We start from the raw sequence: 19,333 nt of genomic DNA, 5'->3' as shown, positions 1-19,333 counted from the left end.
GTCAAATTTGTTCGAGATATTTCAGCAAGTCGGCCATTTCTTGCGGACTCGGTTGAAACTGCGGCATTGGTGGGGTTTGCCCGCTGGTTACTTGCCGGATCAGATCGAATTCGGATTTGCGCTCGGAAACTCCGTGCAAATTGGGCCCGACTTGACTGTCTGAAACGGAGATGTGACAACCCGCACAGTTCATTTGAAAGATGGCGGAACCCTGAAACGGGTTGCCCGTGAGGGATAGTACGCTTTTGACGTAAGGATCGGCGACTTGAAAGTGACGAATTGCGATCGTCGCCAAGATGATGGCAAGCAACACCGCTAGCGCAAATATGGCAAGTCGCTCGATCGGGTTTTTAATTTCATTCCTGGCAAATTGGTTATTCAAAGGAGTTCAATAAAAAATAGTATCTACAAGAAAATTTATTTCTCATAACATAGCTTAATCGTTCGCAGCGGGGAGAGCAAGATCTAATACTCTCGGAAGGGCGTTTTTCGGAAAATTCATCTGTGTAAGTGCTGGTAATATTAAAAATAGGTTGTTAAATCTTAACGTTAAGGAGATCTCATGGTAGAACCGCTGCTTTCAGGTATTGTTCTGGGTCTAATCTTTGTTACTCTGTCGGGGCTGTTTTTTGCTGCTTATCAGCAGTACAAGCGTGGCGATCAGTTGGGTATCAACAAGTAAAAGGGGCTACAGTCCCTAACTTAGGCTGGCCGGAGGAGTGGGAATTGGGCATGGGGCATGGGGCATTGGTCATTAAATCGGCCTACTGACTTCTTCCCTCTTCCCTCTTCCTTCTTCCATCCTTTACATCCGTGGAGCGAATCCGTTGCCGAACTTCCCTCTTCCTTCTTCTCGACATCCGTTACATCCGTTACCGAATCCGTTGCCGAACTTCCTTCGTTAAAGATATCGATCGAGAATCGCAGCAGTTTCCAGGCCTGTTTTTTCCCAGCTAAATTGTTTTGCTCTGGCTAAACCGAGATCCCGCAAGTGCGATCGAACTTTGGCATCGACTGCAAGCTCTTGCATAGCAGAGGCAATTTCCTCGACGCTGTAGGGGTTGACTAATAATGCTGCACCCCCCGCCACTTCGGGCATTGAAGACAGGTTAGAGGTGATGACAGGAGTGCCGCAGCCCATTGCTTCCAGCACGGGGAGGCCGAATCCTTCCCAAAGACTGGGGAAAACCAGGGCGATCGCTTGGTTGATGACTTTGGGCAAGTCGGCCGCGGGGAGGTAATCTAGGAATTTTACTCGATCGAACAATCCCAATTCTTGAACCTGCCCCTTCAGCAGCGGCGTATAGCGTTTGTCTTCCGAACCTGCTATCCACAATTCGTACTCGGAATTATGAGGCAAAGCAGCAAAGGCTGCTACAACTCGCTGCACGTTTTTATAGGGGTTGTGGCGGCCGATATAAAGAAAATAATTGTTTGTTGGCAAGTCTAAAAAACGGAAAAAACTGGTATCGTATCCGGGGAAAATTGGCGTAATTAAATTAGTAGGAATATTGCAAAAATTATTGATATCTTTAGCAGTTGCTTCCGAGTCGCAGATGACGTGTTGAGCCTGCCGCAACACTTGGGGAATGTAGTAGCGGTGGTAAGGTGTCAGAGGATCGAAGCGGCGGGGAAATCGCAGCGCTATCAAGTCATGTACTGTAATTATATAGCGGCAACCTGCAAATAGAGGAGCTTCGGGAATTGGGGAAAATAACAGGTTAGATTTTAGCTGTTTGTAAATTTTGGGGAGTTGGGTTTGTGTCCACAGCAATCGGTTGATGTGTCCTTTGGTTCCTTGTTCTGGTGTTAGGTTGCCGGGGATTTGGTAGCAGTTGTTATTGGGAAATTTTTCTGCTGTTAGTAATGTTGGGTTGAGGGATTTTAGGTGGGGAAATAGGTTTTTAGCGTAGATGGCTAAGCCGGTTGGTTTGGAAATTAGGAAGGAGAGGTTGATGAGCAGGTTGGATTGGGGATTGGGCATGGGATAATATGTAGATTGCGGTTTTTGGGTGGGATTTTTTTTTACCGCAGAGGGCGCAGAGGGCGCAGAGAGGAAGAGAGGGAAGATTTAAAGGTATTGTTGTAAGATGTTGGCGGTTGCTGTTCCGGTTTTGTGCCAGCTAAATTGAGACGATCTGGCTAAACTAGCTGTTTTTAAGTTCGATCGCACTTTTGAATCTGTAGCTAGTGTTTGCATGGCTTCGGCTATTTCTCCGATGCTGTAAGGATTGACTAATAATGCGGCATCTCCGGCTACTTCTGGCATTGATGACAGGTTGGATGTGATGACGGGTGTGCCGCAAGCCATTGCTTCTAAAATTGGTAAGCCGAATCCTTCCCAAAGTGTGGGAAAAACTAGGGCGATCGCCTGATTCATCAGTACGGGCAATTGAGAATAGGGAACGTAACCGAGAAACTTTACCACAGATTGTAAACCTAATTGTTCAACTTGTGCTGTCAACTGCGGCGTGTAGGCATTGGGAGGCCCAGCTAGCCACAATTCGCAATTTGCGCGATCGGGCAAACTCGCAAATGCAGCAATTAATCTTTCTAAGTTTTTATAAGGATCGTGTCGGCCAGTATAAAGAAAATAGTTTTTGGTTGGCAAGTCGAGATATCTAAAATTAATATTATCGCAAGCTAGGGGAATTGCGGTCATCTTTTTATGCGGAATTTGGAAAAAGTTAGCAACATCCGCCGCCGTTGCTTGAGAATCGCAAATAATGTGTTCTGCTTGCCTCAAAACCTGCGGTATGTAGTAGCGAAAATAAGCGGTTAAGCGAGAAAAGCGTTGGGGAAATCGCAAAGGGATTAAATCGTGAACAGTGACGATGTAGCGACTGCCAGAATACAAAGGCGCTTCTGGAATTGGGGAAAATATCAGGCTTGATTGCAATTTTTTGTAAATTTTAGGTAATTTAAATTGAGTCCACAGCAGCCTGTTAATTTGTCCTTTCAGCCCTCGATCCGGTGTCAGAGTTTCGGGAATTTGATAGCAAGTATAATTGTCAATTTGCTGGGAAGCGAGTAATGTGGGTTCTAGCTGTTGCAGTTGCGGGAAAAGATTAGCGGCGTAAGTTCCGATTCCCGTTGGTTCGGGTGTTAAAAAGGACAAATTGATTAACAGTGAATTAGACATGATTTTATGTAATAGAATTTCTCCCAATTGTATTGGCGGGTTTCACCAAAAATAATTGCCTAAAACCCATAATATCCTAAACCATACCCAGCCAACGAACCATCACAATGTACATTTTTATGGTTGCACAGAAGTCAGATTTCATGTAAGTTATTGGCGGTGTAGAGCGGGTTTATATAAATTATTTGTAATTATTAAATCTTGTTGGTAAAACCCGCCCCTACGCAATTTATCGATCGCGATCGCTCTAGAGCATTTGAGCTATATCGGCAGGATTCGGCAGCCGAATTGTAGCATATTCTTGGTGAATAATCTCAAAAAAACTCTTGACTTTTTTGTCGAAACGTGCAAGTCTAAAGTTCTGACTGCGCTGCTGTGCACCAGTTTGAAGTTCTGCTAGCAAATCGGGATTAACAATTAGTTGATGTGAATGCTGGCAAAGTTCCTCAACGGTATTGAACAAAAAGCCCGATCGCCCGTGTTCGACAATTTCCGGTTGGCCGCCGCCGTTGAAAACAATAGGAGCACAACTATTTTGCATTGCTTCGACAGTCGCCATCCCGAAATGCTCAAATCTTTGAGGATTGACTTCACCCAAACCGCAGCCGTGCCAAAATATACTCGCTCTAGCATAAAGCGATTTTACCTCATCGAAGTCAGCATTGACTTTTAGCTCGATCGCCCTTGAATCTTGCTTCAATAAATTCTGAACCGTCTTTAAATAAGGATTTTTCGGAATACTGCTGCCGGCTAAAACTAGCCGCCATCCTTGGAATTCTTCGGGATAATCCGCTAGCAAACTGCGGAAAGCTTGAATTAGTTCAATTTGCTTTTTTGTTCCCCCAGCTTCAAACTGTCCCACAGCCAAAATAATTTTTTCTTTCGGCACTTTAACTGTTGCCATTTCTATCGGCGGATAAAGCAGAAAAGTTGGCTGTAGGTTCCAGCGTTTCTCCAACCACTTAACAGTAAATTGACTGTTGGCAATAATAAAAGTGTAATCATCGACAGCAAAGTGACGGTTGCGGAAGGTATTGGGAAAGTGGCAGAAAAATATTGAGATAGGCGACAGCGGTTTAACTTTTTCCAGTTGGTTGGCGTTGATAAAAATATCGTAGTTTTTGCTTTCTCTGGCAATTTCATCAAAGGGATTTTCCATATCCTCCACGATGATGCTGGAATCGATGCACTGCATTCCGCGTTTCTCGTAAAACGCCAAGGGAATAATTTTAATTTGGCATCCTGAAAGGTTGAGTCCGTACCACGATTCTAAGTCGGAAATAGCAACTGCTTTGTTGGCGATAAAAGTAATCTCAAATTCATTTTGCAGCAGCGAGGCCAGGGTAGCGACGTATTTTTGACCGCCGCCGATAAAATGCAGTCCGTGATCGTAAATGGCGATCGACATTTTGCGATCGCCCCGAACCACTTGCAATCGAGACAAAATGCGATCGATCTTCATCCGACTGTAAATCACCGCCAACTTTTCCGACAACTGCGGCAATACAGTTTCAATGATTTCTGGTTTCTGATAATCTAGAAGTTTTTTAATCCCTACAAATAAACTCTCGAACAGCAAATCGTACTGCTTGTTAGTAAAAAAATCCGAAGTATGAATTCCTTTGACTAATTGCAAAGGTTCGTGTTTCGCCAAATACAAAAATCGATTGCGGTTGCAGAAATACTCTGTAAGTTTGCTTCCTTTACTCGAACCCCGATATTCGTGATGGGCTATCGCTGCGGGAGTATAAAGCATTTTCCAACCGCGTTTGTGGCAGCGTTTGGCAAACTCTACATCCTCAAAATACATCACAAAATCTTCATCTATCGGCCCCACATCTTCGATACATTCCTTGCGGAAAAGCACCGCCGCCCAACAAAGCCCTTCGACTTCCCGTTCTGTATCGTACTGTCCCGAATCTTTTTCGCCAAAGCCGACATCTCGCCAATAAAAATTAGGTAATTGCTGAATACCTGCGCTGTTAATTCGCCCGTCTTTGAACAGCAATTTGCCGCTAGTCGCACCTATTTTTTTATGAGTTTCTAGCACTTTCACAAGTATCTCTAACCAGCGACTGTCAAGGGTAGCATCGTTATTGAGAAAGCCGATATATTGCCCTTTTGCTTCGCTGATGCCGAGGTTGAGCGCTTTAGCAAAATTGTTGGCGGTATTGACAAAAATCCGAACTTTTGGAAATAGTTCGCGCAGGGAGTTAACGGAATCGTCTTGAGAACAATTATCAATTACAATTAAATCGAGTTGCGATTCGGGATACGCAAGTTTTTGTAGAGATTTTAAGCAATCTTTCGTGTGGCGCAAACCGTTATAGTTGACTATAATTAACGAGCATATTGGCAGTGCAGTCATTCGATTTTAGATTTTAGATTTTAGATTTTAGATTGAGTAATTGAAAGATTGAAGAATATTCGATTTTCGATTTGGGATTTGGGATTTTAGATTGAGGAATTGAATAGTTTTAGATTTTTGATTGAACCATTGAAGAATTGCTCTCGCGAATAATAAATCTGGGACCTTGTGACCAAATTATTTTGGGTCATCTTTGATGCTTTATTGTTGTCGATCGAGCAATTGAGCGGTAATCTTCTCTAAAATAGCAGTATGTTGCTGCTGCACTGCTTTAATTTGCTGTATTTCCGACTGAAAAGCTGCGATCGCTCTTTGTTGAGTCTCAAGCTGTGCTGTAACTTCGGGAGATCCGCTGCTGAATTCAGATTCAATTTTTTCAAAGAGAGTTTGTTGATTTTCTTGCAATTTTTGCAACTGTGTGCTTAAGGTATGCACGACGCGGGTATTAGCGAAATTGTAAATAACTTGACGTTCGAGTACGGGTCTGAGCAATTTTCGGACTATTTTCCTAACTGCAATTACTGCGGAACCCAGTCGCCTTTGGTAAGAGGTAATAGGGATATTATAAATGTCAAAACCCGCCTTTAAAAGGGCGAGATCTTCGTCATCTTCATTTTGGGCGAGCGCACTATTTTCTGTTCCCAACAGGGGCTGCTCAGCAATACCAATTCGCGGCTCCAAAGTTTGTCGCAATTTATGTATTATCTGTTGAGTTGGTATTTCTTCGTACTGCAAACTTTCCTCTCCTTGAGATAACTTACTATGACTTATTATGGAACAGGCTTCTTTGCTGTTTCAATCCTTGTAACTAATTGTGAACAGGCATCTTTGCTGTGTGAATAATTGTAATTAATTGTGGAACAGGCATCTTGCCTGTTCAAGGGCGGGCAGGATGCCCACCCACAAAAAAATTTATCTCTTGTTAAATCAGGATTATTGCTTCCGATATTGGCAATATCTCAATTTAAGCTAACTCAATTTGACTGTCATCACCAATCAGAAACCGCAGAGCTTTTGGACGAGCTGGCGCATTTGTGAGTTGAGCTCGCTGCCCGATCACGCTGTCAACAATTCGCTGGTGAATGCCAACTATTTTCGCCCCTTGCAATATTACACTGTGTTCGATATCAGCATCAATCATCGTCACGCGATCGGCAATACTGCTGTAAGGCCCGATAAAGCAATTTTCAATGCGGCAATTTTCCCCAATTACCACTGGCCCGCGAACTGTAGAATTAATGATTTCCGTTCCTTCCCCTATTTGCACTCGTCCGATAATTTGACTTTTGGCGTCTACTGTTAATTCAGTTGAAGCTACGATACGGCTATCTAAAATGATTTGGTTTGCACTCAGCAAATCGTCTTTTTTCCCCGTATCCAGCCACCAACCCTCTAAATTGCAGGCTTCTACGTGTTTTTCCTGATTGATGAGCTGTTGAATGGCATCGGTAATTTCGAGTTCGCCCCGAGGCGAAGGTTGAATTTGATCGATCGCCTCGTGGATAGTAGGAGCAAAAAAATAAATTCCCACCAGTGCTAAATTTGACGGCGGAACTTTGGGTTTTTCTACTAACTGCAAAACTCTTCCTTTATTATCAACTTTTGCTACACCAAAAGCCGAGGGATTGGGCACGGGACGCAGCAAAATCAGAGCGTCTAGTTTCTGCTTGTTAAAAATCTCTAAAAACGGATCTAACTGATTTTCAATTAAGTTATCTCCCAAATACATAATAAAGGGAGAATCGCCTAAAAACGGTCTGGCAATTTTCACTGCGTGAGCGAGTCCCGCCGGCTCTGCTTGCAAGATATAAGTAATTTTTGCACCGAAGCGAGATCCATCTCCTGTTTTTGTCTTCACCTCTTCCCCGGTTTCGGGACTAATAATAATCCCAATATCCGTAATCCCAGCCGCGACAATTCCTTCAATTCCGTACCACAGTATCGGCTTATTTGCTACAGGAACCAATTGCTTAGCACCCGTATAGGTGAGGGGACGCAAGCGTGTTCCTTTGCCGCCAGAGAGGATGAGTGCTTTCATTGGGTGAACTCTGAGTTATCCTTTAGGGTTTGCGGTGCTGGCTTGATTTGCCTGCACTTGTTCGCTCTTGTTGATTTTAAAGCACCGCTACCCCGCTGGCAATAGTTGTCGTGTCTGATGATACAAATTCTTTATGCCGATCGAGCTTTTATAGTCCGGGACGCATAGAGTGTCAATCGATTTTAGATTTTAGATTTTAGATTTTAGATTTTAGATTTTAGATTTTAGAATTGACCCCACGGATAAATTCGGGGGGGCAAGTTTCATCGGATACAGGTTTTTTATTTCTGGACGGATGAATCCGGGGGCTTGTATCCTAGATGCTTTCGGTCAGAAACCGGGTTTATTGCCGAATCAAGCAGCTAAAAGCTGAGGTTTTTTGTCAAGAAACCAGGTTTCTCAAGGTTGCGAGTGCGCCATTACAGATTTAATTGCGTACCCTTTTAATAGCGGCCGTATCGGGCAATCACTTGCGTACCACTATTGTTTTGATTTGTCAACCAAGCCCACATCTGATCGCCCCGACAAAAATGCCACCATTCGTTAGGATGCTGCTGAAAACCCGCATTTATCATCGCATTTTTTAAGATTTGCCTGTGACGGTGATATTGCTGTTCTTGTGGCTGATTCCTGTTAGCAAAATAATCGGGATAAGAACGTTCTGATATTTCATCAATAGGAGAACCCATCTCAATTTGCCGATTATTTTCATCCACTAAAGTTATATCTAAAGCTGCGCCTGTACTGTGAGGGGGAGGTGTCGCGCGATCGAGGCTCGGTACTGCCCAAAATTGATATACGTGTTCTATAATCACTTGGCGTTTGTCTTCGGAAACCGGAAATTCGCAGCCTTGAGCTAAAGCAATTTGATTGAAAGTATAATCCACCATAAATTGCTGGACTTCCACCGGCCGATAAGCGTCAAATATCAGAATTTTCCAATTTTGATAACTTTGCTGTAGATCGGTTTGAGCGGCGATTAAACTATCTACAACTCCTTGCCGCAAATAGTAAGGCGAATCTGCTTTGCTGTTGTGATAGGGAGCGCCCAACTTTTGATAAGGGTGCGGGATTTCAAAGGCAAAATGTTCTGGTGGAATGGGGACTAAAGGTTCGCCGCATTCGTCAATTGCTATTTGCTGGTATGGTTTCATATCAAGGTTTTACCCTACTTTATGATTGCTGAAGGATTACTGATGAACTACAATACTCAGTATATGCTTTTCACTTTAGTCCGTCGCGCTGCCAATAGCAAAGCAGCTAGAATATCCTCATGTTCTAAATCGTCATAGTCATCTATAATTTCTTTAGCATTCATGCCAGAACTGAGCAATTCAAGAATCAACTTTACTGGATATCGGAGACCGCGAATACAGGGTTTTCCGTGACATATATTTGAATCGATTGTGATTCGCTGCAAAAGTTGGTTTTCCATATTTTATAAGCAAATATTAAATATATCCTAACCTAAAGAGCGTAGCTTTCGATCGGTTTGTAGTAAAGACTTTAGTGCTTTCAATCTCCACCTAAAGTCCTAAAGTCCTTACTGCAAAAAAATCCTAAATTTGGCGGTAAGCAACTACCGCATAAAACGGATCTCCGCTTCCTATTCGCAGCATTTGCATAAAACTCGGTAAGTTAGGCTTGCGAACTATTACTTCCGGCTTGCTAAATCCGGGTATATTCGTTCCTTTGACAGAATCAAAGTAACCCTTGACTAATTCTACCCGATCGCCCTCCGAACCTTCCCGCCAAGCCGCGATCGCCTTTTGATAAAACATCCGGTTGGAAAAGCTCACAATTGCTGCGCCCCCCGGCTTCAATATCCGGTGAATCTCCGCAAAAATCGCATCCGGGTGTTGCAAATACTGTACCGAAACGCAGTTGACAACCGCGTCAAACTCTGCATCCGGCAGTGGCAGTTTAGGATTTGCGTTCAAATTTTGCACGAAATAATGATTCAGTCTGCGATTTTTTGCCAACTCCTCTTCATTCATGCCGTGCCCTTCAACATGGGCAAATTCCATCTCGTCTGGCAAGTGAGAAACCCAACTGCTCATCATATCAAAAATCCGAGTATTCGGTTTCAGCAGTTCCCGATACAAATCGGTTAGTTGCTGAATGAATCCATCATCTACGTGAGTCACAAACCGGGGATAGGAATAGAACAAATTGTCGTCGGTGTCGTCTAACTTGGTGCGTTTGTCGGCTGGAAGCAACATAAATTCAGATCGCAAACTAGATTTACTCTTTCTAGTTTAAGAACAATTAAGAATTGTAAACACACTTCCCAGGGCGGACATCCGGCTTGCACGGTGATGCTCGATCGTGCGATCGATCATCCTAAAGCTACACATCCTCCGCAGCGCCACAGTCTGCGAGTGTACCTGCGAGTCCGCCAGGGACTTAAGTCCCTGGCTAACAGCTAAAGTCCACTTTAATTGGACTAAAAAGCAAACGATCGAGCATCCCATCAGTTAAGCTTGAATTTTTTAGTCTGTTTCAACCGACTTCAGCTTTTAGCCTGGGACTTAAGTCGCAGGGGGATTCCCGGTTTTAGCATAGCTGCCGGCCTCAAAAAATCTGCTTGCGCCCCCTTGACAAAACCCCAAAAAACATCATACTCTAATAATACGAACGCTAACTAATAAACCTATGGTTATTACATCCACTGTCGAGCGCATAAATCTAGCTCAGTGGCACGACGTTCTCGCCCCCCACAGCCTCGGCTACCGGCTCAAACTTCTGGCACAGCTAGGCAGTCGCAGGCTGCAAGAGTTACTTGAACCCTTTGGATTGACACCTTTTCACTGGCTGGTACTGTGTTGCTTGTGGCAAGAAGACGGTTTGCCGACTTCCAGCATAGGCGACAAACTGCAACAGGTAGGCGGGACACTGACAGGCGTGATCGATCGCATGGAAGAAAGAGGCCTAGTCCGCCGCGAGAGAGACACGCGCGATCGCCGTATATGGCGTATTTGGCTGACAGACTCCGGCAGGGAACTGCAAGAGGTATTGCCCCCGCTAGTAGCTGAAATCCGAGATCGAGCTGTCGAGGGCATTTCAGAGGCCGATCGAGAACTCTTTTCCCAACTGATCGATCGGGCGATCGTCAATCTCTCCTAAACCGACAAATCAATCTTTTGAGTGAAGTGCAGCAGCATCTACCTCCACTACATTACAAATAACCGCAAAATACTACGCACTCTTACAAAAAGCCGTCTTACTAAATAAAAAGTACGTACCCTAAACAAACGACATCTTACTAAAGTATCAGGAATCAACTACCATGAAAGGCACCAACGAAATCAAGCCAGAATTCAACGGCAACGGCAACGGCAAAGCAGTCGCCCTATTAGAAAAACAGATAGACGACAACACCCAAGCTAAAATGGTGCCGGTCATACCAGCCCCAGAAACAGAAATCAGCGCCCCCACCGAGGTCAAAACAGGCGCAGAAACAGAACTGCAAGCACCCCTAGCGGCGACTGCAACACCCAAGAAAAAGTCCAAGAAACCGTTGATTTTCGCAGCACTGGGGCTAGGGGCGATCGCAGCAGGTAGCTTCGGCTACCGCTACTGGCAATACGCCTCCATCCACCAAGAAACCGAAAACGCCACAGTTGCCGGACACATCCACCAAATCAGCAGCCGCGTCAACGGTACTGTCAGCGAAGTCTTGGTACAAGACAACCAACAAGTAAAACCCGGACAACTGCTGATCAAACTCGACCCCCGCGACTACCAAGTTAAAGTCCAACAAGCCCAAGCAGCCTTAGAAAACGCCCGCCGCCAAGCCGAAGCAGCCGAAGCCAATATTTCCCTAGCCTCTCAAACCAGCCAAGGCAAAACAGCCCAAGCCCAAGGAGACATCAGCGGTGCAAACGCTGCGATTTCCACCGCCCAAGCAGCACTCAGAGAAGCCCAGGAAGGCGTACCCGCAGCAGAAGCTACCGTTGCTGAAGCCGAAGCCGGCGTACCCGCCGCCCAAGCCAAAGTCGCCCAAGCCGAAGCCGGCATTCCTCAAGCCCAAGCCAAAGTGACGGAAGCCGAAGCTGGCATTGCCGCAGCGCAAGCTCAGCTAGTACAAGCCCAAGCCAACCTCGTCAAGACGCAAGCTGATTATAAACGGTACGAAAGCTTGCAGTCTGAAGGTGCGATCGCCCGCCAGCAGCTAGACACAGCCAGAGCCGCCTACGAAGTAGCCCGAGGCCAAACCACCGCAGCCCAACAAGGAATTGCCCAAGCCAGAGCGCGCTTAGCCCAAGCCAAAGAAGGCGTAACCGCAGCCCAAGCAGCAGTAGCCCAAGCTCGAGAAGGGGTAAAACAAGCTCAATCCCAAGTAGCGCGCGCCCAAGTCGGCGTCGCCAGCGCTCAAGCTAAAGTCGCCCTAGCGCAAGAAGGTATCAGCACCGCCGAAGCCAAACTTGCTGCATCAAAGGGCGGATTGCAACAGGCGCAAGCTACGGGAGAGCAAACTAAAGTCAGCCGATCGCAGTATGATGCTGCTAAAGCTGCGATCGGGCAATCGGAAGCCGCGGTTAAAGACGCTCAACTGCAACTTTCCTACACGAATATCACCGCACCAGCCGCCGGACAAATCGGCCGCAAATCCGTTGAAGTCGGGCAGCGGGTGCAGCCGGGAACTCCGTTAATGGCTATAGTAAGTAACGATTTGTGGGTAGTTGCTAACTTCAAAGAAACGCAATTGGCAAACATGAAACCAGGCCAAAAAGTAGAAATCAAATTAGATGCTTTTGGCGGTCACAAATTTGAAGGTCATCTCGATAGTTTCTCCCCTGCTTCAGGGGCTCAATTTTCCTTATTGCCTCCCGATAATGCTACGGGCAATTTCACCAAAGTAGTGCAGCGGATTCCTGTCAAAGTTGTGTTTGATGCCGAAAGCATTAAAGGCTACGAATCGCGGATTGCACCGGGGATGTCTGCTACGGTAAATGTTGAACTGAAATAAGGGAAGAACACCCATGTTGAAACGGATACACGGATGAATTTAGAAGTCGGGGATTGGATTTTTTGTCAATAGCAGAGGGAATCCCCGACTTCTGGGAGTTTGAGAATTTTGAAAAGTCGGGGATTTGATTTTTTTCGCTTAGGAGCGATCGCGCTTGCAATATCATCTTAGAAAGTTAGGGATATAGTAGTGAAAACGAAACCGAAATCTCCTTCACCAGCTAGTCAAACTTAAAGCGTGTTTTGAAACTTCAAGGGTAAAGAGCATTTACCCCCCGACAAATCAAAATAGTGCCAAAGTATTTCCCTTCTCGGATCTGGATGCAGATAACTACCCGTCTTCCTTTCTGTTGTTTCCGTAGAAACTGTTTTACTAGCCATAAGGCTAATGGCATACCACTGCCCATCCACCTTGAAAAGATTTAATTTACCTGGTGGTATTTCATACCAAGCTATTGCTGAGATAGGCCTTCCGTCTACTATTACTGAAATGCTTCCCCCAGGATAACCTCCGCGTGGTGACATGAGATTTTTGTGTAGCTCGCAATTAGTAAAGTCAAGGCTTAGTAAATAACATATTTTTTCAAAGGTTTCATGACTAAGAATATAATTTCTTTCAAATGGCATTTGCAGTAGGATAGCTTCTCCTGCTTTTAACTCACCCCAAGCTCTAGCTTTAACTTCCTTACTATATCCTTCACCACCGAATGTTTGTGCATAAACTGTAACTGTAGAACCAGGGCTTCCATATGCACACTTGGCATTAGCGATTCGACTACCTTCTAAGTAGTAATGCATTAATCCTTTGATAGTCATTCTCTCTGGCGAGGATGACCTGTCAAATTCCAGCGTCAATGTTCCAAGATAATCGCCCTGCCGAGGAGTAGCTGAAGCGTGCATATTAACTATTGATACCAATTGAGCAGGCAGTGCATCTACATCTTGCTCAAAACGATTTTGAAGAGGAACTGGAATCGAAACCGTTTGTTGTTCTTGCCAGTTTTTATTAAGCGAGCTAAGAAAATCCTTTGGAAAAGACCAATAGAAATTGTAATTTTGACGATCGACTACAACTAAAAATGTTGGATTTGGCAGGATTAACCAATAATTAAGAGTCGTTACCTTAATATCAAATCCAATTGAATCGCCTTTGAGTTCAGACTCTTCTTTACCTTTGCATTGAACGTTAAATAACTTTCCAGTTGGGTACTCTCCTTGCATAAGCTCACAAATGAAATCAATCCCCATATCCCGATCTTGTGGAACAGGAATAACATTACAAAAATTAGTGAAAACTGAATTAAGAAGGTCAGCAGCACTTCCACCAATTCTCTGAGAGTTTGTACGTCTAGGTAACTTTGTCATTACGGTAATGGAGCTTTTTTCACAATCTTAACTAAACAGCTATCTCAGGCGAAAGCAAATAGGAATAGAAATACTTTAAGTATAAGATGGTTTTGGCTTTCTAACTTAGAATTGTATCGCAGTTGCGGTATTATACTTAATATAATACAAGAATACCGCAACTTCACTCTTACTCTCAATACATCTCAACTGTGAAAAATTTTATTGCCAACAAAACAACTCTATGGTAAACTAGAAGATTGTGAATATTAATCAAAAGTAAAGTAACAAGCCGGGAGAAATCAAAATGACACAGCAAACCCTGCACGGAACCAGCCGCAAAAGAAAAAGAACATCCGGTTTTCGCGCCAGAATGCGTACCGTAACTGGTCGATTGGTAATCAAAGCCCGCCGCAGCAAAGGTCGCCACCGCCTCGCAGTCTAGCACTGCATCAAGGTTGAGAGGCCTCAACGATCGCCCTACGCCATGTTGCCCGATACAAACCGACTTAAGCACCGAAAAGACTTCAGCGCCGTATACCGCAAGGGAATGCGCCGTAACTCGGCCCATTTCAGCTTAAGAGCTCTGCGTAAACCAAAAAGCGCCGAATTTGCGAAACCGACAGCCGAAAAATCCTTGCAGCCAACTCGCACAGGCATTTCCATCAGCCTGAAAGTCAGCAAACGCGCTGTAGTCCGCAACCGGATTAAGCGTCAGATTCGGGCAGCTTTACGACAGCTATTGCCCCGATTAAAATTCGGGTGGGATTTAGTAATTGTCGTGCGTCCGATCGCACAAGAGTGCAATTATGCAGAAATTCTGCGAGAATTAGAGCAGTTGTTGGTAGAAGCCGAGGTACTAGATGGGAATTCGAGAGGAAGTATATTATGAAGGCGGCCCCGCGCCGGGAGACTTGATCCTCAATTTACTCCTGGGGCTGACTGTGGTGGGAATCCCCCTAGCAGTAGGAGCAATTGTCCGAGCTCTGTGGCTGCGCTATCGGATCACGAGCCGCCGAGTGTCCGTAACTAGCGGTTGGATGGGGGGCGATCGGACAGACGTTATCTACTCAGATATAGTCAAAATCGTCACAGTACCTCGCGGTTTCGGGACTTACGGAGACATGGTGCTCACCATGAAAAATGGCAGCCGCTTGGAACTCAGAGCTATGCCGAAATTTCGAGCAATGTATGACTACATTAACGAAAAACTGCCCGTAGCAGCTCAAAAAGCAAACGCGGCCCAAGCTAAATAACCGCACCGCTTCGCCCTCAAATCAGGGTAAAGTGATTGCGAGTATTGGCAAACTCATTACAACAAACCCGCAGACTGGGCGGTCGATCGACGGGCAATGTCCTAAGATAGAGACAAAACCCTAAAAATTGAGGCGGCTCGCCTCCAGCGGGTAAAAATAGTTCTCAACAGCAAACATAGAGCACCTAAATTAACTCAAAGCGAATGGATTTCGGTATCTCGTTTCTCTCCAACAACCTCATGCTCCCGATCCTAGATTTTTTCTACGGGATCGTGCCAAGCTACGGTTTAGCGATCGTAGCTCTGACGCTTGTGATTCGCTTTGCTCTTTATCCTCTCAACGCAGGCTCTCTTCGCAATATGCGGCGCATGAAAGTAGCGCAGCCGTTGATGAAAGAGCGAGTAGATCAAATTCAAAAACTCTATAAAGACAATCCTGCCAAACAGCAGGAGGAAATGAGCAAGGTATACAAAGAATTTGGTAATCCTCTAGCAGGATGCTTCCCGTTGGTGCTGCAAATGCCAGTGCTGTTTGCACTGTTTGCAACGCTCCGGGGTTCGCCGTTTTCTGACATAAATTACAGCGTCAACGTTCAAGTTTTGCCGAAAGAACAAATCGAAACAGTTCAACCGCAAGCTTTTGCTACACCGCCACAAAATATTTACGTCACAGGTACTTTTCATGCTCCTGTTGTGGGCGTAATTCCAGGCGGCGAGAAACTCGCAGTCGGCGACACAACTAAGATTAATTTTCAAACCCCAGAGGGCAAACCTCTCAAAGTTTTAGCGGCAGAAAATAAGAGCGAAATCGACTTTGAACCAGGCTGGAAAGTCATCAAAGGCGAAGAAGTGGTCAAGGTAGATGAACAGGGCAACATCACTGCCTTAGCCCCAGGTGAAGCCACAGTTCAAGGCACAATCCCCGGATTGGCTAGTAACAAAGGATTCCTGTTTATTGAAGCTCTAGGCCGCGTTGGCGCGATCGACTCAGACGGTACAATCCACTGGGATATTTTGGTAATGATCCTGGGCTTCGGCATCAGTTTGTATATCAACCAAACCCTTTCAGGACAAGCACAAGGGCCAAACGACAACCCCCAACAGGCTACAGTCAACAAACTGACGCCTGTCATATTTTCGGGGATGTTTTTGTTCTTCCCGCTGCCCGCCGGCGTGTTGATGTATATGCTGATTGCTAACATCTTCCAGACAGTTCAGGCGTTTATTTTGTCGCGAGAACCCCTGCCGGAAAACCTGCAAAAAATAGTGGACGAAGCAGAGGCGAAAACCCAAAAAGAACAAGGATTAGATGCACTTCCCTTTGAGCCCAAGCGTTCTAAGAAAAAGGCTTGATTTTAACAACAATGAAAGACTCTCAAATGCAGCGCGGACAGGCATGGTTAGAAGAATTGCTACAACTGTCCGCAATTCCTTCAAAAGTGGTATGCGAACAACGAGAAGATTGCTATTGGATGACAATAGATGAAAGCAATCTGACTCGAGAACAAGTTGCAATCTTAGTCGGGCCAAACGGTAATGTAATAGATGCCATTCAGTACCTATGCAATACGGTTCAGAATATAGGTCAGGAAGTAGAGGAGTCAATTCCTTATACAGTTGAACTAAATGGCTATCGCATCCGCCGCCAAGAGGAATTGCGATCGATGGCAGAGTACGCAGCAGATCAAGCCCGATCGACGGGAGTTGAAGTTGAAATAAAATCGCTGTCTTCTGCCGAACGCCGTCAAGTCCACAGCTTTTTGAGCGAATGTGAGGATATAGAAACTTACAGTCAAGGACAAGAACCCGATCGGCGTTTGGTAGTGCGGCTGCGCTGACGCTAAAGAGGGAAGAAGGAAGAAGGAAGAAGGAAGAAGTTAAACATAAACTATTCCTTTTGACCTTTGAATTCAAGAAGTAGGAAGGCAAAAGATTATGGAGACAATTTATATCCCTCATCTACTCACAAAAAGTGAGCGGAAAGAAGTCATTGATTTTGAAGAATTTATCCCCGATTTAGAAACTCTTACTCCGGTGCGAGGGCGACTGCAAGTGACTCACCAAGGGAATTATCTTGAGGTGAAGGCGAAAGCAGAAACAATTGTTACTCTCACATGCCACAGATGCTTGAAACAATACAATCATCGTTTGGCCCTCAACTCATCAGAACTAATCTGGCTCGAAGAAACAGCAAATCAAACAGATTCAAGTTCAGCAGAAATAGAAGTTGCTTTAGAAGATTTGGTGGAAAATTTGTCGCCAACTGGCTATTTCTCTCCGGGCGATTGGGTGTACGAGCAAATGTGTTTGGAACTGCCGCACAAACAGATATGCGATACTGAATGTCCTGGAATTTCTTTAACTGATGATACAAATACAGAAAGCACTGAAACAGTCTCAGACAGTCGCTGGGCGTCTCTGGAAGCACTTAAACGGCAATTGTCTTAGTCATTAGTCATTAGTCAGCAGTCAGCAGTCAGCAGCTAATAACTAATAACTGTGGAATAAGGACTGCAAAAAAATCACATCGGCTAACATCTAATAACTAATAACTAAGGACTAATGACTAAGGACTAATGACTAAGGACTAATAACCAATGACTGATGACTAATGACTATTTTTAGCGACGAGTTTGAACTACTGCTGCGATCGCGCTACCCCCTAATTTACATTGCCACACGGGAGGAAGAGCGCGTAGAAGCGGCGATCGCCCAAAGTGCCAAAAAACAAGGTTCTCGCGCCGTCTACATCTGGGATTTTGTAGATGGCTACCAAGGCAATCCCAACGATGCCGGTTTTGGCAAGCGCAACCCGCTGCAAGCTTTGGAATTTCTCGAAAAATTACCAGCCACCGCGCCGGCAATTTTTATTCTGCGCGACTTTCAGCGGTTTTTGGAAGATGTATCGATTTCCCGCAAGCTGCGGAATTTGGCGAGACTCCTCAAATCTGTGCCCAAAAATATTGTCATCGTATCTCCTCTAATTTCGATCCCGGAAGACCTCAGCGAAGTGATGACAGTTTTGGAATTTCCCCTGCCTGCGGCGGCGGAAATCAAAGTGGAGGTAGAAAGGCTGTTAGGGGCTACCGGACAAGCCATTGAAGGGCGTTTCCTGGACGAAACAGTGCGGTCATGTCAAGGGCTGTCGATCGAACGAATCCGCCGAGTTTTGGCAAAGGCGATCGCCACCAGAGGCGAACTCCATCCCGACGACGCGGAACTAATTTTAGAAGAAAAGCGCCAAACAATTCGCCAAACTCAAATTCTGGATTTTTACCCAGCCCGCGAAAATATATCCGATATCGGCGGTTTGGACAATCTCAAAGAATGGCTGCTGCGGCGCGGCGGTGCTTTTACCGAACAAGCCCGCCAATACGGTTTGCCGCATCCCAGAGGTTTGTTGTTAGTCGGAATTCAAGGAACCGGAAAATCCTTAACAGCAAAGGCGATCGCCCACCACTGGCATTTGCCTTTACTGCGCTTGGATGTCGGGCGCTTGTTTGCCGGATTAGTCGGAGAATCGGAATCCCGCACCCGGCAAATGATTCAGCTAGCGGAAGCTTTGGCCCCCTGCGTGCTGTGGATTGACGAGATTGACAAAGCTTTTGCGGGATTAGACGGTAAAGGGGATTCCGGGACAACCAGCCGGGTGTTCGGGACTTTTATTACTTGGTTGGCAGAAAAAACTTCGCCGGTGTTTGTGGTAGCAACAGCCAACAACATCCAGTCTTTGCCTCCAGAAATGCTGAGAAAAGGCAGGTTTGACGAAATATTTTTTGTGGGTTTGCCCAGCCAGGAGGAACGGCGGGCGATTTTTGAGGTACATTTGTTGCGGTTGCGATCGCACAGCATCAAAAATTACGATTTAGAGCGCTTGGCTTACGAAACTCCCGATTTTTCAGGGGCGGAAATCGAGCAAACTTTGATTGAAGCAATGCACATTGGGTTTAGCCAAAATCGAGACTTTACGACAGATGATATTTTAGAATCAGCTAGTCAGATGGTGCCCTTAGCCAGAACGGCTCAAGAACAAATCCAGTTTCTCCAAGATTGGGCCGCTGCTGGGAAAGCTCGCCTTGCTTCTAGATACGGCAGTTTGAGCCGCCGGATTCAAGGTTAAGCTTTTGAAGTCAGTAGTCAGTAGTTAGTAGCCAGTTGTCAGTTGGCAGTTATCAGATTTTACTCAACATTCAGCAGTCAACACTCAACAGTCAA

At 45.3% G+C, this 19,333-nt stretch carries 20 protein-coding genes; 10 read left to right on the top strand and 10 right to left on the bottom strand.

The annotated features are described in order from the left end of the window. Position 1 precedes the first annotated feature (1 nt). A complete protein-coding gene (locus tag OSC7112_RS01215) occupies positions 2 to 382 on the bottom strand; it encodes a c-type cytochrome (RefSeq protein ID WP_015174209.1) in 381 nt (126 codons plus the stop codon). A gap of 180 nt (positions 383 to 562) precedes the next feature. Between OSC7112_RS01215 and petG the strand changes: the two genes are divergently transcribed. After that, complete coding sequence (gene petG, locus OSC7112_RS01210) at positions 563 to 682, top strand: cytochrome b6-f complex subunit V (protein WP_015174208.1); 120 nt, start codon at positions 563 to 565, stop codon at positions 680 to 682. Positions 683 to 901: 219 nt separating this feature from the next. Here petG and OSC7112_RS01205 read toward each other — a convergent pair whose 3' ends face one another. From OSC7112_RS01205 to OSC7112_RS01170, 8 genes are all read right to left on the bottom strand, one after another. Next, positions 902 to 1,984 carry a glycosyltransferase family 4 protein gene (locus OSC7112_RS01205; RefSeq protein WP_015174207.1) on the bottom strand — a complete coding sequence of 361 codons (1,083 nt, stop codon included), beginning with the start codon at positions 1,982 to 1,984 and terminating at the stop codon, positions 902 to 904. 87 nt (positions 1,985 to 2,071) lie between these two features. Then, positions 2,072 to 3,142, bottom strand: a complete 1,071-nt coding sequence (locus OSC7112_RS01200; RefSeq protein ID WP_015174206.1) for a glycosyltransferase family 4 protein — start codon at positions 3,140 to 3,142, stop codon at positions 2,072 to 2,074. Between the two features lie 247 nt (positions 3,143 to 3,389). Continuing rightward, positions 3,390 to 5,510 carry a glycosyltransferase gene (locus OSC7112_RS01195; protein ID WP_015174205.1) on the bottom strand — a complete coding sequence of 707 codons (2,121 nt, stop codon included), beginning with the start codon at positions 5,508 to 5,510 and terminating at the stop codon, positions 3,390 to 3,392. Positions 5,511 to 5,711: 201 nt separating this feature from the next. Further along, positions 5,712 to 6,245 carry a hypothetical protein gene (locus OSC7112_RS01190; protein WP_015174204.1) on the bottom strand — a complete coding sequence of 178 codons (534 nt, stop codon included), beginning with the start codon at positions 6,243 to 6,245 and terminating at the stop codon, positions 5,712 to 5,714. A gap of 229 nt (positions 6,246 to 6,474) precedes the next feature. Continuing rightward, positions 6,475 to 7,548, bottom strand: a complete 1,074-nt coding sequence (locus OSC7112_RS01185) for a glucose-1-phosphate thymidylyltransferase (RefSeq protein WP_015174203.1) — start codon at positions 7,546 to 7,548, stop codon at positions 6,475 to 6,477. Between the two features lie 443 nt (positions 7,549 to 7,991). Continuing rightward, complete coding sequence (locus OSC7112_RS01180) at positions 7,992 to 8,702, bottom strand: M15 family metallopeptidase (RefSeq protein WP_015174202.1); 711 nt, start codon at positions 8,700 to 8,702, stop codon at positions 7,992 to 7,994. A gap of 56 nt (positions 8,703 to 8,758) precedes the next feature. Next, the gene (locus OSC7112_RS01175) at positions 8,759 to 8,983 is read right to left on the bottom strand and encodes a DUF433 domain-containing protein (protein WP_015174201.1); all 225 of its coding nucleotides are present in this window, start codon (positions 8,981 to 8,983) and stop codon (positions 8,759 to 8,761) included. 124 nt (positions 8,984 to 9,107) lie between these two features. Next, a complete protein-coding gene (locus OSC7112_RS01170; protein ID WP_015174200.1) occupies positions 9,108 to 9,770 on the bottom strand; it encodes a class I SAM-dependent methyltransferase in 663 nt (220 codons plus the stop codon). Positions 9,771 to 10,203: 433 nt separating this feature from the next. Between OSC7112_RS01170 and OSC7112_RS01165 the strand changes: the two genes are divergently transcribed. Continuing rightward, entirely contained in the window at positions 10,204 to 10,674 is a 471-nt protein-coding gene (locus OSC7112_RS01165) for a MarR family winged helix-turn-helix transcriptional regulator (protein ID WP_015174199.1), read from the top strand. A 163-nt stretch (positions 10,675 to 10,837) separates the two neighbouring features. Further along, entirely contained in the window at positions 10,838 to 12,520 is a 1,683-nt protein-coding gene (locus OSC7112_RS01160; RefSeq protein ID WP_015174198.1) for an HlyD family secretion protein, read from the top strand. Positions 12,521 to 12,750: 230 nt separating this feature from the next. Here OSC7112_RS01160 and OSC7112_RS34260 read toward each other — a convergent pair whose 3' ends face one another. After that, on the bottom strand, positions 12,751 to 13,884 hold the full coding sequence (locus tag OSC7112_RS34260; RefSeq protein ID WP_015174197.1) for a DUF4365 domain-containing protein: 1,134 nt from the start codon (positions 13,882 to 13,884) through the stop codon (positions 12,751 to 12,753). Between the two features lie 286 nt (positions 13,885 to 14,170). Here OSC7112_RS34260 and rpmH point away from each other — a divergent pair, with 286 nt between their 5' ends. The 7 genes from rpmH (at position 14,171) to OSC7112_RS01120 (ending at position 19,238) form a co-directional block, all read left to right on the top strand. Beyond that, positions 14,171 to 14,308, top strand: coding sequence for a 50S ribosomal protein L34 (rpmH, locus tag OSC7112_RS01150; RefSeq protein ID WP_015174196.1), 138 nt, complete (start codon positions 14,171 to 14,173; stop codon positions 14,306 to 14,308). Positions 14,309 to 14,350: 42 nt separating this feature from the next. Then, positions 14,351 to 14,755: a ribonuclease P protein component gene (gene rnpA / locus OSC7112_RS01145; RefSeq protein ID WP_015174195.1), complete on the top strand. Its 405-nt coding sequence runs from the start codon at positions 14,351 to 14,353 to the stop codon at positions 14,753 to 14,755. Continuing rightward, the gene (locus OSC7112_RS01140) at positions 14,727 to 15,119 is read left to right on the top strand and encodes a PH domain-containing protein (RefSeq protein WP_015174194.1); all 393 of its coding nucleotides are present in this window, start codon (positions 14,727 to 14,729) and stop codon (positions 15,117 to 15,119) included. Before rnpA ends, OSC7112_RS01140 begins: the two co-directional genes overlap by 29 nt. A 203-nt stretch (positions 15,120 to 15,322) precedes the next feature. Further along, positions 15,323 to 16,471, top strand: coding sequence for a membrane protein insertase YidC (gene yidC, locus OSC7112_RS01135; RefSeq protein ID WP_015174193.1), 1,149 nt, complete (start codon positions 15,323 to 15,325; stop codon positions 16,469 to 16,471). A gap of 11 nt (positions 16,472 to 16,482) precedes the next feature. Further along, the gene (locus OSC7112_RS01130; protein ID WP_015174192.1) at positions 16,483 to 16,956 is read left to right on the top strand and encodes a Jag family protein; all 474 of its coding nucleotides are present in this window, start codon (positions 16,483 to 16,485) and stop codon (positions 16,954 to 16,956) included. Positions 16,957 to 17,053: 97 nt separating this feature from the next. Continuing rightward, entirely contained in the window at positions 17,054 to 17,566 is a 513-nt protein-coding gene (locus OSC7112_RS01125) for a YceD family protein (protein WP_015174191.1), read from the top strand. A 163-nt stretch (positions 17,567 to 17,729) separates the two neighbouring features. Beyond that, a complete protein-coding gene (locus OSC7112_RS01120) occupies positions 17,730 to 19,238 on the top strand; it encodes a Ycf46 family AAA ATPase (RefSeq protein WP_015174190.1) in 1,509 nt (502 codons plus the stop codon). Positions 19,239 to 19,333 lie beyond the last annotated feature (95 nt).

The sequence above is a fragment of the Oscillatoria nigro-viridis PCC 7112 genome (assembly GCF_000317475.1).
Taxonomy (GTDB): domain Bacteria; phylum Cyanobacteriota; class Cyanobacteriia; order Cyanobacteriales; family Microcoleaceae; genus Microcoleus; species Microcoleus nigroviridis.
Note: the sequence above shows the minus strand (reverse complement) of the source record. Positions and strands in the feature narration are given on the sequence as shown.

Coding starts and splice junctions, on each gene's coding strand:
- petG (WP_015174208.1), top strand. CDS start 563: ATGGTAGAACCGCTGCTTTCAGGTATTGTTCTGGGTCTAATCTTTGTT.
- OSC7112_RS01205 (WP_015174207.1), bottom strand. CDS start 1,984: ATGCCCAATCCCCAATCCAACCTGCTCATCAACCTCTCCTTCCTAATT.
- OSC7112_RS01200 (WP_015174206.1), bottom strand. CDS start 3,142: ATGTCTAATTCACTGTTAATCAATTTGTCCTTTTTAACACCCGAACCA.
- OSC7112_RS01195 (WP_015174205.1), bottom strand. CDS start 5,510: ATGACTGCACTGCCAATATGCTCGTTAATTATAGTCAACTATAACGGT.
- OSC7112_RS01185 (WP_015174203.1), bottom strand. CDS start 7,548: ATGAAAGCACTCATCCTCTCTGGCGGCAAAGGAACACGCTTGCGTCCC.
- OSC7112_RS01180 (WP_015174202.1), bottom strand. CDS start 8,702: ATGAAACCATACCAGCAAATAGCAATTGACGAATGCGGCGAACCTTTA.
- OSC7112_RS01175 (WP_015174201.1), bottom strand. CDS start 8,983: ATGGAAAACCAACTTTTGCAGCGAATCACAATCGATTCAAATATATGT.
- OSC7112_RS01170 (WP_015174200.1), bottom strand. CDS start 9,770: ATGTTGCTTCCAGCCGACAAACGCACCAAGTTAGACGACACCGACGAC.
- OSC7112_RS01165 (WP_015174199.1), top strand. CDS start 10,204: ATGGTTATTACATCCACTGTCGAGCGCATAAATCTAGCTCAGTGGCAC.
- OSC7112_RS01160 (WP_015174198.1), top strand. CDS start 10,838: ATGAAAGGCACCAACGAAATCAAGCCAGAATTCAACGGCAACGGCAAC.
- OSC7112_RS34260 (WP_015174197.1), bottom strand. CDS start 13,884: ATGACAAAGTTACCTAGACGTACAAACTCTCAGAGAATTGGTGGAAGT.
- rpmH (WP_015174196.1), top strand. CDS start 14,171: ATGACACAGCAAACCCTGCACGGAACCAGCCGCAAAAGAAAAAGAACA.
- rnpA (WP_015174195.1), top strand. CDS start 14,351: ATGTTGCCCGATACAAACCGACTTAAGCACCGAAAAGACTTCAGCGCC.
- OSC7112_RS01140 (WP_015174194.1), top strand. CDS start 14,727: ATGGGAATTCGAGAGGAAGTATATTATGAAGGCGGCCCCGCGCCGGGA.
- yidC (WP_015174193.1), top strand. CDS start 15,323: ATGGATTTCGGTATCTCGTTTCTCTCCAACAACCTCATGCTCCCGATC.
- OSC7112_RS01130 (WP_015174192.1), top strand. CDS start 16,483: ATGAAAGACTCTCAAATGCAGCGCGGACAGGCATGGTTAGAAGAATTG.
- OSC7112_RS01125 (WP_015174191.1), top strand. CDS start 17,054: ATGGAGACAATTTATATCCCTCATCTACTCACAAAAAGTGAGCGGAAA.
- OSC7112_RS01120 (WP_015174190.1), top strand. CDS start 17,730: ATGACTATTTTTAGCGACGAGTTTGAACTACTGCTGCGATCGCGCTAC.